The organism is Brevibacterium sp. NPDC049920 (genome assembly GCF_040656435.1).
GTDB classification, from domain to species: domain Bacteria; phylum Actinomycetota; class Actinomycetes; order Actinomycetales; family Brevibacteriaceae; genus Brevibacterium; species Brevibacterium pityocampae.
In genome coordinates this window covers 112,529-128,805 of sequence record NZ_JBFAMF010000007.1, presented here as the reverse complement: position 1 = coordinate 128,805, position 16,277 = coordinate 112,529, and the positions used below count along the sequence as shown (strand labels likewise).

Annotated in this window: 13 protein-coding genes and 1 tRNA gene; 8 read left to right on the top strand and 6 right to left on the bottom strand. The window is 72.0% G+C overall.

Annotation, left to right across the window (positions count from 1 at the left end; all coding sequences use genetic code 11):
• The first annotated feature begins 160 nt into the window (after nt 1-160).
• The 5 genes from AB0I45_RS09010 to AB0I45_RS08990 are packed head-to-tail and all read left to right on the top strand — an operon-like array spanning nt 161 to nt 5,055.
• Nucleotides 161-640: a DoxX family membrane protein gene (locus AB0I45_RS09010; protein ID WP_137319394.1), complete on the top strand. Its 480-nt coding sequence runs from the start codon at nt 161-163 to the stop codon at nt 638-640.
• Nucleotides 637-1,938, top strand: coding sequence for a 3-phosphoshikimate 1-carboxyvinyltransferase (gene aroA / locus AB0I45_RS09005; RefSeq protein ID WP_295690811.1), 1,302 nt, complete (start codon nt 637-639; stop codon nt 1,936-1,938). The genes AB0I45_RS09010 and aroA overlap by 4 nt, the downstream gene beginning before the upstream one ends.
• A 3-nt stretch (nt 1,939-1,941) precedes the next feature.
• The gene (rsgA, locus tag AB0I45_RS09000; RefSeq protein WP_137319392.1) at nt 1,942-2,973 is read left to right on the top strand and encodes a ribosome small subunit-dependent GTPase A; all 1,032 of its coding nucleotides are present in this window, start codon (nt 1,942-1,944) and stop codon (nt 2,971-2,973) included.
• Between the two features lie 58 nt (nt 2,974-3,031).
• Nucleotides 3,032-3,796, top strand: a complete 765-nt coding sequence (hisN, locus tag AB0I45_RS08995) for a histidinol-phosphatase (protein ID WP_295690806.1) — start codon at nt 3,032-3,034, stop codon at nt 3,794-3,796.
• On the top strand, nt 3,796-5,055 hold the full coding sequence (locus tag AB0I45_RS08990; protein WP_295690804.1) for an aminotransferase class I/II-fold pyridoxal phosphate-dependent enzyme: 1,260 nt from the start codon (nt 3,796-3,798) through the stop codon (nt 5,053-5,055). Before hisN ends, AB0I45_RS08990 begins: the two co-directional genes overlap by 1 nt.
• Before the next feature lie 137 nt (nt 5,056-5,192).
• Here the strand turns inward: AB0I45_RS08990 and AB0I45_RS08985 are convergent, their stop codons facing one another.
• The 5 genes from AB0I45_RS08985 to AB0I45_RS08965 all read right to left on the bottom strand — a co-directional run bounded on the left by AB0I45_RS08985 (nt 5,193) and on the right by AB0I45_RS08965 (nt 11,635).
• Nucleotides 5,193-5,741, bottom strand: a complete 549-nt coding sequence (locus AB0I45_RS08985; protein ID WP_295689506.1) for a YceI family protein — start codon at nt 5,739-5,741, stop codon at nt 5,193-5,195.
• 352 nt (nt 5,742-6,093) lie between these two features.
• A complete protein-coding gene (locus AB0I45_RS08980) occupies nt 6,094-7,200 on the bottom strand; it encodes a hypothetical protein (protein WP_295689503.1) in 1,107 nt (368 codons plus the stop codon).
• Between the two features lie 123 nt (nt 7,201-7,323).
• Nucleotides 7,324-7,400: transfer RNA gene (locus tag AB0I45_RS08975), tRNA-Met, on the bottom strand.
• Between the two features lie 97 nt (nt 7,401-7,497).
• Nucleotides 7,498-10,458 carry a UPF0182 family protein gene (locus AB0I45_RS08970; RefSeq protein WP_295689508.1) on the bottom strand — a complete coding sequence of 987 codons (2,961 nt, stop codon included), beginning with the start codon at nt 10,456-10,458 and terminating at the stop codon, nt 7,498-7,500.
• 67 nt (nt 10,459-10,525) lie between these two features.
• Nucleotides 10,526-11,635, bottom strand: a complete 1,110-nt coding sequence (locus AB0I45_RS08965; protein WP_295689501.1) for a S16 family serine protease — start codon at nt 11,633-11,635, stop codon at nt 10,526-10,528.
• A gap of 330 nt (nt 11,636-11,965) precedes the next feature.
• Between AB0I45_RS08965 and AB0I45_RS08960 the strand changes: the two genes are divergently transcribed.
• Together AB0I45_RS08960 and AB0I45_RS08955 are read left to right on the top strand one after the other, a co-directional pair.
• Nucleotides 11,966-13,513 (top strand): zinc-dependent metalloprotease, encoded by a 1,548-nt coding sequence (locus AB0I45_RS08960; RefSeq protein WP_295689499.1) that lies wholly within the window; start codon nt 11,966-11,968, stop codon nt 13,511-13,513.
• Nucleotides 13,510-14,112, top strand: a complete 603-nt coding sequence (locus tag AB0I45_RS08955) for an NUDIX domain-containing protein (protein ID WP_254668758.1) — start codon at nt 13,510-13,512, stop codon at nt 14,110-14,112. The genes AB0I45_RS08960 and AB0I45_RS08955 overlap by 4 nt, the downstream gene beginning before the upstream one ends.
• Nucleotides 14,113-14,265: 153 nt before the next feature.
• On the opposite strand, the gene AB0I45_RS08950 is transcribed toward AB0I45_RS08955, so the two are convergent.
• Nucleotides 14,266-14,820: a M48 family metallopeptidase gene (locus AB0I45_RS08950; RefSeq protein WP_137319386.1), complete on the bottom strand. Its 555-nt coding sequence runs from the start codon at nt 14,818-14,820 to the stop codon at nt 14,266-14,268.
• 553 nt (nt 14,821-15,373) lie between these two features.
• Between AB0I45_RS08950 and AB0I45_RS08945 the strand changes: the two genes are divergently transcribed.
• Nucleotides 15,374-16,267: a hypothetical protein gene (locus tag AB0I45_RS08945; RefSeq protein ID WP_137319385.1), complete on the top strand. Its 894-nt coding sequence runs from the start codon at nt 15,374-15,376 to the stop codon at nt 16,265-16,267.
• Nucleotides 16,268-16,277: the final 10 nt, after the last annotated feature.

Here is a 16,277-nt window from a genome sequence, read left to right as displayed (position 1 = left end):
CTCTGCCGTCGGCGCCTCCCGGGCTCCGGGACGGCGGCTGCGGCTCGTGTCGTGAGAACGCCCGCGGCGGCGATGATATTCCGCCGGCAGTTCCGTCCGGGCGCGGGCGAGCGACTATGCTCGGGTGGCAGGAGTACTGCCCACTACGGAAGGAAACACCGTGTCCCTGGTCCGGTTCATCGCCCGCCCCATGCTCGCCTCCGCGTACATCGGCAACGGCATCGCCCGGGTGCGCAATCCGCACGCCGCCGCGAAGTCCGTCGCCCCCCTCCTCTCCCTGGTGAAGAAGCAGGTCGACCTCCCGGTCGAGGCGGAGACCGTCGCCCGGATCACCGGCGCCGCCCAGGTCGCCGCGGGCTCGCTGCTCGCGATCGGCCGGTTCCCGCGCCTGTCGTCCACTGTGCTCGTCGGCACCTACCTCATCGACGTCGTGGGCCAGCAGCTCAGCAGCGAGAGCGCCTCGAAGGATTCTCTCCTCGCCAAGACTTCGCTGCTCGGCGGGGCGCTCCTCGCCAGCGTGGACACCGCGGGCAAGCCCGGCCTCGCATGGCGCGCCCAGCATGCCGCGGAGGATCTGTGGCGCAATGTCGAGCGCACCTCGGCGAAGGCGCTCGACACGGTGAGCCTGCCGAACAGGTGACGCACAGCCCTGAGCGGACGTGGCTCGCACCGTGCAGCGATGCACCGGTGCGGGCCACTGTCGCCGTCCCCGGATCCAAGTCCCTCACCAACCGCTTCCTCGTCCTCGCCGCGCTCGCCACCGAGCCCTCCCGGATCGCCGCCCCGCTCATCAGCCGCGACACCGAGCTCATGATCGCCGCCCTCACCGCGCTCGGCGCCCGCATCGTCCCCGACGCCGACGGCGCGCTGCGCATCGAGCCGCTCCCGGGTCCCGCGGCCGTGGCCGACACGGACCCGGTCACCGTCGACTGCGGGCTCGCCGGCACCGTCATGCGCTTCGTGCCCCCGCTCGCCGCCGCGACCGGGCGCCGGGTCCGGTTCGACGGCGACCCGCAGGCCTATGTGCGCCCGATGTCGACGATGCTCGACGCGCTGCGCCGCCTGGGGGCCGAGGTCACCACCGACTCCGGGACGGATGCTCTGCCCTTCACGGTCGAGGCCGCCGGCGGCGTCCGCGGCGGGCACCTCGACCTCGACGCCTCCGCGACGAGCCAGTTCGTCTCCGGCCTGCTGCTCGCCGCCGGCGCCTTCGACCTCGGCCTCGAGCTCACCCACACCGGTGAGCGGCTCCCTTCCCGGCCGCACATCGACATGACGCTCGAGACCCTCGCCGACGCCGGCGTGCACGTGAGCGAGCCGGAGCCGCACCGCTGGGTCGTCGAACCCGGCCGTCCGCACGGCCTGCAGGTCGCGGTCGAACCGGATCTGTCGAACGCCGCGACCTTCCTCGGCGCCGCCCTCGTCACCCGGGGCACCGTGACGATCCCCCACTGGCCGGCGCACACCACCCAGGCCGGGGACGCGATGCGCGGCATCGCCGAGGAGTTCGGCGCCACCTCCACGCTGAGCCGCAGCGGGCTCGAGGTCACCGGTCCGGCGCGGCTGCACGGCGTCGACCTCGACCTCGGCGACGTCGGCGAGCTCACCCCCGTCGTCGCCGCGATCGCGGCCTGCGCCGAGGGCACCTCGACGCTGCGGAACATCGGCCACCTCCGCGGCCACGAGACCGATCGGCTCAGCGCTCTGGCGACCGAGCTGACGAAGACCGGGGCCCGCGTCACCGAGGGCCCCGACTCGCTCATCATCAACTCGCCGGCCACGCGGGGTGCCCGCTGGGCCACCTACCACGACCATCGGATGGTCATGGCCGCCGCGGTCCTCGGGCTGCGGGTCGAGGGGATCGAGATCGAGGACGTCGCGACGGTGGGCAAGACGATGCCGGAGTTCACCGCGCTGTGGACCGCCATGCTCGGGTGACCGATGCCGCGCCGCTACCGGGACTTCACCGAGGACGACTACCGACCGCGCCCCAACCGGCGCGGTTCGCGGCCGCGCACCAAGGAGCGGCCCGACCACAGCGACGCGCCGGTGGGCATGGTCGTCGCGGTCGACCGCGGGCGCTACCGCGCCGTCGCGGAGCACGATGAGGCCGGGGCCCCCGCCGAGGGGCCGATCATCACGTGCGTGCGCGCCTCGCGGCTGCGCCGGCAGGCGATCGTGCCCGGCGACCGGGTGCGGATGGCCGGGGACACCTCGGGCGAGGACGGCTCCCTCGCCCGCATCGTCGAGGTCCTGCCCCGGCGCACGGTGCTGCGCCGCAGCGCCGACGACACCGACCCGACCGAGCGCGTCATCGTCGCCAACGCCGACCAGCTCGTGGTCGTCACCGCCACGGCGGACCCGGAACCCTCGTGGGGGCTCATCGATCGGACGCTCACGGCGGCCTTCGACGCCGGGATCACCCCGCTGCTCGCCGTGACCAAGCTCGACCTCGCGCCCCTCGACGCGATCCGGGAGCGCTTCGAGGCCACCGGTGTGGAGATCGTCCCGTGCGGCTTCGACGACGGCGGCCGACCGCGCATCACCGCGCTCGCCGGCGTGCTCGCCGACCGGCTCAGCGTGCTCGTCGGGCACTCCGGGGTGGGCAAGTCGACGCTGATGAACGCGCTCGTGCCCGACGCCGGTCGGGCGACCGGTGCCGTCAACGAGGTCACGGGCCGCGGCCGGCACACCTCGTCCTCGGCCGTCTGCCTGCCCCTGCCCGGCGGCGGCTGGCTCATCGACACCCCGGGAGTGCGCAGCTTCGGCCTCGCCCACGTCGATGCGCACAACGTGCTCGCCGCGTTCGGCGAGCTCGTCCCCGCCACCGCCGACTGCCCCAAGGGGTGCGCGCACCTCGCCGATTCCGCCGGCTGTGCACTCGACGCCTGGGTCGCCGAGGGACGGGCCGGGGAATCCGGACCGGCACGGCTCGCCTCGCTGCGGCGGCTGCTCGGCAACCTTGCCGGCTGACCTTCCCACTCCTCGAACCCCGCACTCCCCCGGCGGGCGTGCTCGCTATTGTGGCCCCATGGACGATCTTCAGCTCGCACTCCTGCTCGCGGACCGGGCGGACGCGCTCACCCTCCCCCGCTTCCGCGCCCACGACCTCACGGTGACCACGAAGCCGGACCTCACCCCCGTGACCGACGTCGATCGCGCGGTCGAGGAGATGATCGCCGAGGTCCTCGCCGAGCACCGGCCCGCCGACGCGATGCTCGGCGAGGAGTACGGCGGTCGTGGTGAGGCCGCCCGGCGCTGGATCGTCGACCCGATCGACGGGACGAAGAACTTCGTCCGCGGCGTGCCCGTCTACGCCACCCTCATCAGCCTCTACGACGGTGAGACGCCGCTCGTCGGCGTCGTCAGCGCCCCGGCGCTCGGCCGCCGCTGGTACGCCGCGTCCGGGGCCGGCGCACACCTCGTCGTCGACGGCGGTGCCCCGGAGCGGATCTCCGTGTCCGCCGTGGATGCGCTCGCCGATGCCTCGCTGTCCTTCGCCTCGCTCACCGGCTGGCGGGGGCGCGGCACCCGGGAGCGGTTCCTGCAGCTGTGCGACACGGTGTGGCGGACCCGCGGCTACGGAGACTTCTGGTCCTACATGCTCGTCGCCGAGGGCGCGGTCGACATCGCCTGCGAGCCGGAGCTCGAGCTCTACGACATGGCCGCGCTCGTCCCCGTGGTGCTCGAGGCCGGCGGCAGGTTCACCGACCTCGGCGGGTCGGACGGTCCCTTCGGCGGGAACGCGGTCGTGACGAACGGCCGGCTCCACGACGCGGTGCTGGAGTACATGTGATGCCGGAGCTCATGCGCGCACCCCTGTGGCACCGGATGGTCGACGCCGCCGGCCTCGTCCGGCCCGACGGCACGGTGGGAGAGACGATCTTCGGGCAGATGACGCAGCTCGCCGCCGCCCACGGGGCAGTCAATCTGGGCCAGGGCGCGCCCGGCACCGACGCCCCGGAGCCGCTTGTCGCCGCTGCTGCTGACGCCATGCGCGCGGGGATGAATCAGTACGCGCCCGGCCAAGGATTCCCCGCGCTCATCGACGCGGTCGCCGAGCAGCGTCGCCGCGAGTACGGCCAGCAGGTGAGCACCGACGAGGTGCTCGTCACCGTCGGCGCGACGGAGGCGCTCACCGCTGCGATCCTCGCGCTCGTGCCGCCCGGGGGCGAGGTCATCGTGTTCGAACCGTTCTACGATGCGTACCCGGCGGCGATCACGGCTGCCGGGGCGACGATGGTCACGGTGCCGGTGCTGCCGGTCGACGGCGGCTTCGCCCCGGATTGGGAGGCTTTCGAGGCGGCGGTGTCGGAGTCGACGGCGGCGATCATCGTCAACACCCCGCACAACCCGACGGGTGCGCTGTTCGACCTCGAACAGCTCCGGCGGATCTTCGCCGGCGCCCAGCGTGCGGATGCCTGGGTCATCACCGACGAGGTGTACGAGTACCTCGTGTTCGACGGAGCCGAGCATCATGCGCTCGCCGCGCACGTCGACGAGCCCGAGCGGGTGGTATCGGTGTCCTCGGCTGGAAAGTCCTTCAACATCACCGGCTGGAAGGTCGGCTGGGTCGTGGCCGCTCCGGAGGTCCGCGCGGCCATCCAGGGCGTCAAGCAGTTCCTCACCTTCACCGCCGGCTCCCCCCTGCAGGTCGCCGTCGCCGAGGCGCTGCGCACCGGTTCGCCGTTCCCCTCCGAGAACCGCGACTCGCTCGCCGCGCGCCGCGGCGTGCTGCTCGCCGCACTGCGCCAGGTGCCGGGCATCGATGTCCGGACGCCGCGGGCGGGATACTTCGTGCTCGTCGACTTCGCCCCGCTCACCGACGAGGACGCCTTCGCCCTCAACGAGCGGATCACCCGGGAGTACGGCTTCACCGGGATTCCGGTGGCCGCGCTGTGCCGGGCCGGATCACCGACGGCGGAGCACTACCGCGCGACGATCCGCTACTCGTTCTGCAAGAGTCCCGCCGAGGTCGAGGCCGCCACCGCGGGCATCGCCCGCCTCGCCCGGGCGATCGAGGACGGGACCTTCACCGCGCGCCCGGCGAAGTAGTCCCCGGGCTCCGCCGTCTACGGCCGGCGGCCCGACTCCGAGCACACAGCAAGGCGCCCGCACCGGTTTCCGGTGCGGGCGCCTCGTCGGTGCTCCCGGGTCCGGCGGGCGCGCGGTGCGCCCGCCGGAGCGGCGGATCAGGCCTGCTTGGCGGCCTCGATCTCGATGGTGATGACGATCTTGTCGCTGACGAGGAGCTCGCCGCCGCCCATCGCGGCGTGGAACTTCATGCCGTAGTCCTTGCGGTTGACGGTGGTGGTGGCGGAGAAGCCGGCCAGCGAGGAGTCGACGTCGACGGCGACGCCGTTGAACTCGGCCTTGAAGGTCACGGGCAGGGTCACACCGCGCATGGTGAGGTCACCGACGAGGTCGAACTCGGCGCCGTCGAAGTTCTCGATCGCGGTCGACATGAAGGTCGCCTGCGGGTGCTCCTCGGCGAGGAAGAAGTCGCCGGACTGGAGGTGGCCATCGCGCTGCTCGTTGCCGGTGGTGATCGAGGCGACGTTCGCGGAGGCCTCGACGGTGCTGTTCTCGAACTCGTCGGCAACGGCGATGACGCCGGTGAAGTCGGTGAACTCGCCGCGCACCTTCGACACGCCGGCGTGACGGGCGACGAACCCGAAGTCGGAGTGGAGGGCGTCGAAGTTCCAGGTGCCGGCGGTGAGGTTGGTGGGCAGAGCGGTCATGGTGTTCTCCTCATTGGTTAAGTTTTTAACTACAAGAGATAATGTAGTTGAAGCTTCAACTATGCGCAAGCGGGATGACGACCCCTGCGGCGTGAGCCTCGTCACTCCCCCGTCGCCGCTCCCCCCGCGGACCTCTGCACCGACCCTCCGCCGGGCCCGCGCCGCGGCATCCCGCAGGTCCCCGGGGGCGAGCCGCACGCCTCCCCACCGCGCCCTGCAGCGGCGCCCTCCGCAGCGGCGCGGAGCCCGCCGGCAGCGGCGCGGAGTCCGAGGGGATCGACACGGCGCGCCTCGCCGCGAGGGCGGTGCGCTTCCGTACGGGGCGGTGCGCCTCAGTACGGGGCGGTGCGTGTCAGTACCGGAAGGTCGCGATGACCTCGTCGGAGCGGTCCCACTCCCCGAGCGTGCGCACCGTGCCGCGGTTGCGCACGGTGTCGACGACTGCGGCGTCGGCCAGGGCGGCGGCGTCGGGGGACGCGAGGCGCCGGGCGTCGCGCGGCAGGTAGAGGGTGTCGACGCGGCCCTCACCGGCGGCCTGGGCGACCTCGGCGAGGTCGAAGGACCCCTTGCCGTTGTGCACGAGGGAGAGCGCCCGCTCCGCCTCCTCCGCCTCGGCCACGGCTGTGCGCTCCGCGAGCAGCCGCCACGCCTCCGAGCGCAGCGTGTCCGGGCTCGTGTGCTCGGGGTTGCCGGCGATCACCGCGTCGTGGATCGCCGGGTAGGGGCAGACGGCGGTGAAGACCGGCAGGTACTCCGCGACTGCGGCGAGGACGAGCGGCTGGGAGCGCGCGGTGCCGAGCTCGGCACCCACCGCCTCGCCCACACCCCGGAGGAACTTCTCGGTGAGCATGCTGTCGGTGTCGTCCGAGCCGCCGTGGCCGTGGAACGCGGCGTGCCCGCCGCCGACCGCGCGCTGCTGCAGCTGGTGCTCGGGCAGCTCGCCGACGACCGCGTCGAAGTCGGCCGGGATCCCACCCTGCGGCAGCTGCTCGATGGCGTTGCGGGTGGCCTCGAACAGGCGGACGGAGTTCTTCGACAGCGCGAGGATGTAGGTGCGGCCGCCGCTCTCGAGGAGCGGCACGAGCGGCACCACGCGGAACCGGTCGGCCACGGTGAGGCCGACCTCGACCTCGATCGGGACGCGGACGGCGAGGTGGAAGCCCGGGGCCGCGAAGGCGACGAAGCCGCGGCTCTGCCGCCGCCAGTAGCTCGAGTCGTCGGCGAGCTCCTGGATCGGGGCGAGCAGCGCCTCGGCGTCGGCCCGGTTCGTGCCGGCGGCTTCGAGCTCCGCGGCCGCGGTCCGGAGCTGGCCGGCCAGCACGGCGGCAGACGTGCCGCCGGTGGTGCCGCGCACCTCGGTGGGCACGGAGAAGGTGACTTTCGGGCCGGCGTGCCCGGCGGCGGCGATGAGCTGTGAGAAGTCGAGTGCGTCGACGATTCCCTGGGGGTTCGTGGTCATGGACGAGGACCTCCTTCGACGGCCGAGCCGTCGGATCGCTGGTCCTCACCACCCTAACCGCAGAGCCGCCCGGGAACGCGGAATCCCCCGGTTCCGTCTCCGGAACCGGGGGATTCTCCCTACTGGTGGCGGGGGAGGGATTTGAACCCTCGACCTCCGGGTTATGAGCCCGGCGAGCTACCGAACTGCTCCACCCCGCGATGCGTTCTCAACTATACGTGAACGCCAGGTGACCACCAAATCGCCGGGAGGTGATCTGCCTCACCGCGTGGAGCGGCCCGGAACCAGCTCGCGCGATCAGCCCTCGCCCTCGGCGGGCGCCTCGGTCGGGGCCTCCCCCTCGGCGGGCGCCTCGGCGTCGGCCGGGCCCTGCTCGACCTCGAGCGCGCGCTCGAGCGCCTGGCGGAGACGCTCCTGCGCTTCGCCATAGGCGGCGAAGTCGCCGTCCTGGAGAGCCCGGTCGGCATCCTCCATCGCCTGCTTCGCCTCGTCGAGGGCCTCCTGCACCGACTCGTCGGGGGCGGATGCTCCGGCCCCCTCCCCACCGGCACCGGTGCCCGCCTCGTCCTCGGTGTCCTGACCGGCCTTGTCGGCATCGCCGGCCTGCACACCGGAGTCGCCGCCGAACACCTGGTCGAGCGCCTCGTCAAGCGTCGGCGCGAAGCCGATCTCCTCGCCGAAGGCCACGAGCACGCGCTGGAGCACCGGGTACGAGGTCTCGCCCGCGGAGCGCACGTAGACCGGCTGCACATAGAGCAGACCGCCGGCCACCGGCAGCGTGAGCAGGTTGCCGTTCTGCACCTCGGACTCGCCCTGCCGCAGCAGGTTGAGGCTCGTCTGGATCTCCGGCTCGGTGTTGAAGTTGTTCTGCGCCTGGCCGGGGCCGGGGAACGTCGTGTTGCGCGGCAGCTGGAGGAGCCTGAGCTTGCCGTACTCCTCGCTCGGCGCGCCCTCCTCCGAGCCCGCATCCGCGGACGCGGCGAGGAAGCCGGTGAGGTTGTTGCGCGTCTGCCCGTTCGACTGCCGCGGGATGAACGACGAGGTCAGCGAGAACGACGGCGCCTCCTGGGTGGGCATCCGCAGCGTGAGGTAGTACGGCGGCTGCACGAGGTTGCGCTCGGCGTTGACCGTCGGGTCGAGCGGCTGGGTCCAGAAGTCCTGCCCGGTGTAGAACGAGTTCGAGTCCTCCACGTGGTACTGGGTGAGCAGGGAGCGCTGGACCTTGAAGAGATCTTCGGGGTAGCGCACGTGGCTCATGAGATCCGCGCTCATGTTCTCCACCGGCTGCACGAGGTCGGGGAAGATCTTCATCCACGTCTGCAGGACGGGGTCCTTCTCGTCCCAGGCGTAGAGGTCGACGGACCCGTCGAAGGCGTCGACGGTGACCTTGACGGAGTTGCGGATGTAGTTGACCTGCTGCGGTGGCAGCGCCTGGGTGGCGCCGGAGCGCTCGGTGTTCGAGTCCTGCGTCGCCTCCTGGAGGACCTGCGGCGTGGAGTACGGGTACTCCGGCGAGGTCGTGTAGGCGTCGACGATCCACTTGATCTTCCCGTCGATGACAGCCGGGTAGGGATCGCCGTCGACCTCGAGGAACGGCGCGACGCGCTGCACCCGCTCGCGCGGGTTCCGCTCGTAGAGGATCTGCGATTCGGGGTTGAGCGCATCGGACAGGACGATCTGCTCGTCCTGGAACTTGATCGCGTAGAGCAGGCGGTGGAAGAACGAGCCGACCGCCGGGCCGCCCTCGCCGGAGAAGGTGTTGTAGACCTGGGCGGAGCCGTCCTCGCCGTCGGCCGGGTAGTCGATCTCGCGCGGGTCCGAGTCCTCCGGCGCACCGACGATCGAGTAGCGCGGGGAGCGCTCGCCGAAGTAGATGCGCGGCTCGTACTCGCCGAGCTCACCGGTGGGCGGGATGTTCGCCTCGAGGAAGGCCGGCTGCCCGTCGTTGCCCTGCTGGTTGCCGTAGGCGGCGACGACGCCGAAGCCGTGGGTGTAGACGACGGCCTGGTTGAGCCACGAGGAATCCGCCTGGGAACCGGGATTGAGCTCGCGCAGCGCGATCACGGTGTCCTGCATCTGCCCGTCGATCTCGTACCGATCGACGTCGAGCTGCTCGGGGAAGCCGTAGAAGGGACGCTGCTGCTGGAGCTGGCGGAAGGTGTCGGAGACGAGGTTCGGGTCGAGCAGGCGCACCGAGGCGGCGGTCTCCGCGTCGGCCCGCAGCGCACCGGGTTCCCCTTCGACCGTGGGGCTGTAGGGGATGACCTCGACGTCGTCGATGCCGTAGGCGCTGCGGGTGGCATCGATGTTGCGCTGGATGTACTCGTTCTCGAGGCTCTGCTCCGAGGGCTGCACCTGGAACTGCTGGACCCCGGCGGGCAGACCGATGATCGAGATCCCGCCGAGCACGACGAGCATGATCACCGCGACCACCGACAGCTTCCACACGTTCGCGAAGGCGTTCGCGGCGAACAGCACCGCGACGGCCACGGTCGCGAGCGACACGATGAGCATCGCCGGGAGCGTGATGTTGTCCCCGGTGTAGGTGGCGCCGGTGACGATCCCCGAGGTGTTGGTGAGGTTCTCGTAGCGCAGTACGAACAGCCGGCCGGCCTGCACGAGCAGCAGGAGCGCGGCGGTGATCGCGAGCTGCACGCGCGCGGTCCTGGTCAGGTGGAGACCGCGCTCCTCGCCGGGACGGATTCCGCCGAACAGGTAGTGGGAGACGACCGAGGCGATGAAGGCCAGCAGCGTCACCATGCCGAGGAAGTCGAGCGCCACCCGGATCACCGGGAGGACGAAGACGTAGAAGGACATGTCGTGGCCGAACTGCGGATCGGGAGTGCCGAAGGGAGTGGCGTTGAGGACCATGAGGGCCTGGGTCCAGGCCGCCGAGAGCGCGACGCCGCCGAGCAGTCCGAGCACGGCCGGCAGCGCGATCGTCATCATCCGGCGCAGCGGCTCGACGGCCTCGCGGTACCGGTCGAGGTTCTCCTGGCGCGGGGTGACGGGCGCGTAGACCGGACGGTTCCGGTGGGCGATCCGCAGGCAGTACCACACCGGCACCGCCATGACGAGGAAGCCGATGACGAAGAGGACGACCTTGGTGATCCACTCGGTGGCGTAGACGGAGAGCACGCCGAGCTGGTCGAACCACAGCACCTCGGTGTAGACCTGCGCGAAGATCACGAAGAGCACGAGCAGCACCGCGACCGCGATGAGGGTGAGCATGAGCGGTGAGGGCTTCTTCGGCTTCATGCCGGTCGAACGGCCTCCTGGTGGGGCAGCGAAGGTCACGCGTGTCCTTTCCTAGCAGCGTCGGACATCAGTTGGCCGCGGCGTCCTGGCAGGACGGCAGGTTCCCGGTACGGTCCGCGGCGATGTCCTGCACCGCGGAATGAGCTTCTGAGAGGGTGCCCACGGCGACGACGGCGAGTGCGTCGGCACCCCGGGCGCCGAGCACCTCGGCGCAGTTGTCGGTCGGGGACAGGAAGAACTCGGCGCCCGACTCCGCGGCGGCGGACACCTTCTGGCGGGCGCCTCCGATCGGGGCCACGGTGCCGTCGGGGCTGATCGCCCCGGTGCCGGCGATCGCCCGGTCCCCGGTGAGGTTGCCCGGGGTGAGCTCGTCGATGATCGCGAGGGCGAAGATCGTCCCCGCCGACGGTCCGCCGATCCCCTCGACGTTGAAGGTGACGTCGAACGGGAAGTCGAAGGCCTGCGTCATCGTCACGCCGATCATCTTCTGGCCGTGCGCCTCCACCGGGGCGACCTCGACGTCGAGCGGCTCCCCGGCGCGCTCCAGGCCGAGGACGACCGTGCTCTCCGAGCTCCGCACGGCGTCGGCCACGGTCTGCGCGGCGGCCTCGTCGCCGCCGATCTCCGCACCGTCGACGGCGGTGATGATGTCCCCCGGCTGCACCTGGCCCTCGGCCGCCGAGCCGGGGACGACCTCGGCGACGGTGATGACGGAGCGGTAGTCGATGCCGAGCTCGCCGAGCGCGGCGGCCGTGGCGGTGTCCTGGGAGGAGGCCATCTCGGCGGCGTTCTGCCCGGTGACGTCCTCCCGCGTGGTGGTCAGCGGATAGTACGCCTCGGTCGGCACCACGGTGTCCTCGGCGCTGACGACGGAGCGGAGCACCTGGGAGGCGTTGAGGCTGCGGCCGGGCCCGCCGGCGACGGCGACGGTGAGGAGGTCGAGCGTGCCCTCGGCCTCGTAGGTCTCGGTGCCGGTGATCGTGATGAGCTCGTCGCCCTCGACGGGTTCGAGGGTGTTGACGACAGGCCCGGGCATCTGGATGAGATAGGGCACCGGGACGAGGGCCGCGACGAGCACGAGGAGATACGTGACGATCCCCGAGACGATGGTGCCGTCGGACCGCTTCCGGCGCGACCGTGCGGGCGCTTCGGGGCCGGTGACGGCAGGCTCGCTCACGCAGGGGTTCCTTTCGGTCTCGGCTCTAGTGAAGTGTAGGCCACGGCGATCGCGGTGACCCAATCGTGACCGGGTGCCGGCGCCCTCGCCGCCCGGGCGACGATTCAGCCACGGGCGGACACCGGCGATTCGCGCCCCCGGTTCGGAAGGTTTGACCAGCTTCGCTCGGTAGGCTTCTCAGCAGGCCCGTGGATCGCACGGGATCGCTCACCGCGCACAGCACAGCACCAGCGCGCCGCCCGTGCACGGCACGCGGCACGCGCGCACCGCGAGCAGCACCGACCAGCACATCAGCGGAGCCGAGGCTCCGCGGACGACCGAGGGAATGGCATGACCGACAAGAACCGCGAAGGCGACCAGCCCGACGACAACAACGACCCGCTCGGCAACATCTTCGGGATGCTCTTCGGTCCCGGCGGCCAGATGGGCGGTGCCTTCGGGCAGTCAGGTTCGGGTGGGCAGTCCGGTTCGGCCGGACAGGCGGGCCCCGGCGGCCTCCCGTTCGATCCGGCGATGCTCGGCGGCATCATGCAGCAGCTCCAGGGCATGCTCTCCGGCGGTTCGCAGACCGGGGGCATGCGCGCGGCCGAGCAGCACATCCCGCAGCCCGACCCGGAGGTCACCGAGGAGGTCACCCGCGCCTCCCACGACGCGTTCCGCCTCGCGGAGCTCTGGCTCGAGGACGTCACGACCTCCGCCGTCGGCGTTCCGGAAGCGATCGCACTGACCCGCCGCGAGTGGGTCGAGCAGACCTTCGAGGGCTGGCAGCGGCTGGTGCGACCGATCCAGTCGAACATGTCCTCCGCGCTCACCGCGAGCATCGCCGAGCAGGCGCCCGAGGAGCTCAAGCCGATGCTCGCCGGCGCGGGTCAGATGTTCACCTCGATGAGCGAGTCGATGTTCGGCATGCAGCTGGGCGAGGCGCTCGGCGCGCTGTCGGGCTCCGTGCTCAGCGGCACCGAGTACGGTCTGCCGCTCATCAAGGGCAGCCGGCCCGCTCTCATCGAGGCGAACATCACCGGTGCGGCCTCCGAGATCGGCGTCGAGGCCACCGAGCTGCGCATCCACCTCGCCGTGCGCGAGCTCGCACTCCTCTGGCTGTTCAAGCGCTCCCCCTGGCTCGCCGGCCACGTGGAGACCGCGCTGAGCAAGTACGCCTCCGGGATCGAGCTCGACCTCGATCGAATCCAGGGCATGGCCGGCTCGATCGATCCCAGCCGCATGCAGGAGATGAGCGAGGAGATCCGCCGCGGCCTGTTCGACCCGAAACCCACCGAGGCGCAGCACCAGGCGCTCACCAGCCTGCAGAACCTCCTGTCGGTGATCGCCGGCTGGGCCGATGTCGTGGCCTACCGGGCGTGCGCACAGCTCGGCTCGCGCGACACCATCCGCGAGGCGCTCCGCGAGCGCCAGGCCACCGAGGGCGCGGCGGACCGGACCTTCGCCCAGCTCGTCGGCATGGACCTGCGCCCGGCCCGGCTCCGCGATGCCGCGGCGCTGTTCTCCTACCTCGAGCAGACCGAGGGGCCCGAGGCGCGCGACGCGGTATTCAACCACCCCGACCTGCTGCCGACGACGCAGGACCTCGACGACCCGCTGGGCTACCGCGAGCGTCGCAGCCAGGAATGGTCGACGGACTCCTCGATGGACGAGGCGCTCGCCCGGCTGCTCGCCGACGAGGGCGCCGGCTCCGCTGGTGACGACGACACCGGTTCGCCGACCACCGGCCCCGCCGACGCAGCTGCCGCCCCGAGCACGGATGCATCCACCCCGGACGATGGCGATGCTTCCGCGGCCGGGGACGGCCCCGCCGACGGCGGCGACCCCGGCGACGGGGACGACGATCGTCCCAGCGGCTCCACCCCGCCGTCCCCGTGACGCCCACCGGCGGCAGCGCCCCGGGGGCCCGCACACAGCTCGCGGCGCGCGAGCTGCGCTCCTGGCCCGCGCCTGCCGACCGGATCGATGAACAGGCTGCGGCCCGGGCCTTCCTCGCCTCCGCCGGGGCCGCCGCCCTCGACCGCGACGGCGGGCCCGAGCACTTCACCGCGAGCTGCGTGGTGTTCGACCTCGATGCCCGGCGTGTGCTCCTCCACCACCACCGCAAGGCCGATGCCTGGGGGCAGTTCGGCGGACACATCGAGGCCGCGGACTCCTCGCTGCGGGCCGCGGCCCTGCGGGAGTGCCTCGAGGAGTCCGGCCTGACCCGCGTCGACTGGTTCTCCCCCGCCCCGATCGACCTCCATGTCCACGGCCTGCCCGCGGCCTTCGGCGCGTGCCGGGTGCACCGCGATGTCGTCTACGGCGCGTCGGTGGACGCAGCGGCGCCGGTGAGCGCCTCCGAGGAGTCGCTCGCCGTGGCATGGTTCGACCTCGAGGAGCTGCCGGAGAACATCCTGCCCGACCTGCCCGGCCGCCTGCCGGGACTGTTCGAGGCGGCACACTCCGCCCGCACCGTCGATGCGGGACGCTCCTGATCCGCTCCCTCGTGCCCTGGCCGATCCTGCTCACGGGTCCAGGTGCCGGTGCCGCGACTCGATCCCGGCGACCCACCTCGGTCCGGGCCCTGCGCCGTCGACCCGGCGGCGCTCCTCGGCCGCGGCGGCGCACCACGAACCCGGCAGCGCGACTCAGTCCCGGTGACGCGCAGAGGCCTCCGCCGCGGTCTCCCCGTAGGAGAAGCCGGTGAGGAAGACCTCGGCCCTGTCGGTGTCCGGGTGGCGGCGGGTGAGCGCGGTGAACGCCGCCGAGTGGTCCGGCACACGCAGGTGCGCGAGCTCGTGGACGAGCACCGATTCGAGGACCCAGCGCGGCACCTCGCGCAGCCGGTCGGAGACCCGGATCTCCCGGGTCGCCGAGGTCGCCGAGGCGAAGCGATGGCGCTGGTTCGTCACCCAGCGCACCGAGGCGGGCGCGATCCCGTCGTCGAAGCAGCGGTCGTTGAGCTCGGCTGCGAGGCGTTCGAGCTCGGCGTCGCCGCGGGGCGCGGTGCGGGCGCGCTTCTCCAGTCGCGCGATGAGCGAACCGATGTCACCGGCATGGCGGTCGACGTCGTACCGGGCGGGCACCGCGACGACGTACGAGCCGTGATCGCGGCTCACCGAGATCGTCTTGCGCCGGCGCGCCGACCGCCGGACCGTGATCGTGCCGTCCGCGAGTGCGGCGATGACCTCTCGTGCCTCCATACCACCACCCTAGAGTGCGCCGCTGACACGGGCCCGCCACGTGCACCGGGGCACCCCGGTCGGGTGCGGGGCCCCGGGCGCCGAACTTCCGGCGGAAATTTTCGCCCCCGCCCCTGTCCCCGCTCACCCAGCCCGCGACACGCCGCGCCCACCGGGGCGGATCGGGCACCCTCGGAATCTCGCGCGTTCCCGCATCCACACCGTCATCCACAGGCGCGGGCACACTCGTCAACAGCTGGCGCCGGCTTGTGCACAGGCGCCGGGACGCCCGGTGTTGACGGCACCGCGGGGGCCGCATAGTTTGAGGTGTCAGACCCCCGGAAAACCCGGGTTTCATGGGCAAGGGGAAGGCTCATGAGATCCCGAGCGCGGCTGGGGGTCGACCACCCGGGCAGGGCCGGTCAGCTCCTGCGGATCATCGGATGCGCAGTGGGCTCCGACCCTGCCCGGACCCGGTCCGGGACTCTCCCGCAGAGGTTATCCACAGGCGCGTCCGGGGACTGTTCGCGCGCACCGCCAGTCGGTAGCCTCCGGATCAGGAGGTGCATCAGCGGTGTATCAGCTCTTTCACTCGGTGCCGGTGGTCTGGCGCAGCGACCGGTGCGTACAGTTCGGGATCGACGAACCGATCCTCATCGACGGCCTCACCCCACAGGACACGGAGCTCATCTCCGTCCTCCGGATGGGGATCGGGATCGACGACTTCTTCGACCGGGCGGAGCATCTGGGCGTGTCCTCGGCCCGCGCCTCCTCCCTGCTCGCCCTCCTCGACGAGGCCGGGGTCCTCGTGCCGCTCGGCCCGGACGCGGCGCCTCGGCGCCCCACCGTCCACGTCGATCCCCTCGCCGCGAACCTCGGCGTCTCCCCCACGCAGATCGCCGCCACGCTCGCCGCCACCCCGGTGCTCGTGCTCGGCCCCTACGCCGAGGAGCTCCTCCCGGTGCTCGCGGCCGCCGGCTTCGACGCCCATCGGATCGGCCGGGCGGAGGAGTCCACCGGGTACCGCTCCCCGCTCGTCGTCCTCACCGGGGTCTGGGTGGAGGACGCGGTCTCGGCGGGATACCTCGTGGAGAACGGGATCGACCACCAGCAGGTCGTCGTCGGGCAGGCGCAGGCGACGATCTCCCACGTCATCGTGCCCGGCTCCACACCGTGCACCCGCTGCCGGGTCAATCTCCGCACCGAGGAGGACGCCGACTGGCTCCTCGCCTGGCGGACGCTGTGGAAGCAGTCTCCCCGGCCGGCGCGCACCGATCCGGTGCTCAGCACCCTGGCGGTCGCCCACACCGCGCTCGTGCTGCGCAACCATCTGCTCGGCTGCACCCCGGTCCCCGTCGACGCCGTCGTCACCCTGCCGAGCGGCGCGGTGACGGAGATCGGCGTCGACTTCCACGGCGAGTGCGACTGCCGGATCCCCGTCGCCGGACGGTTCCACGTCCCCGCCTGATCCCGCGCTC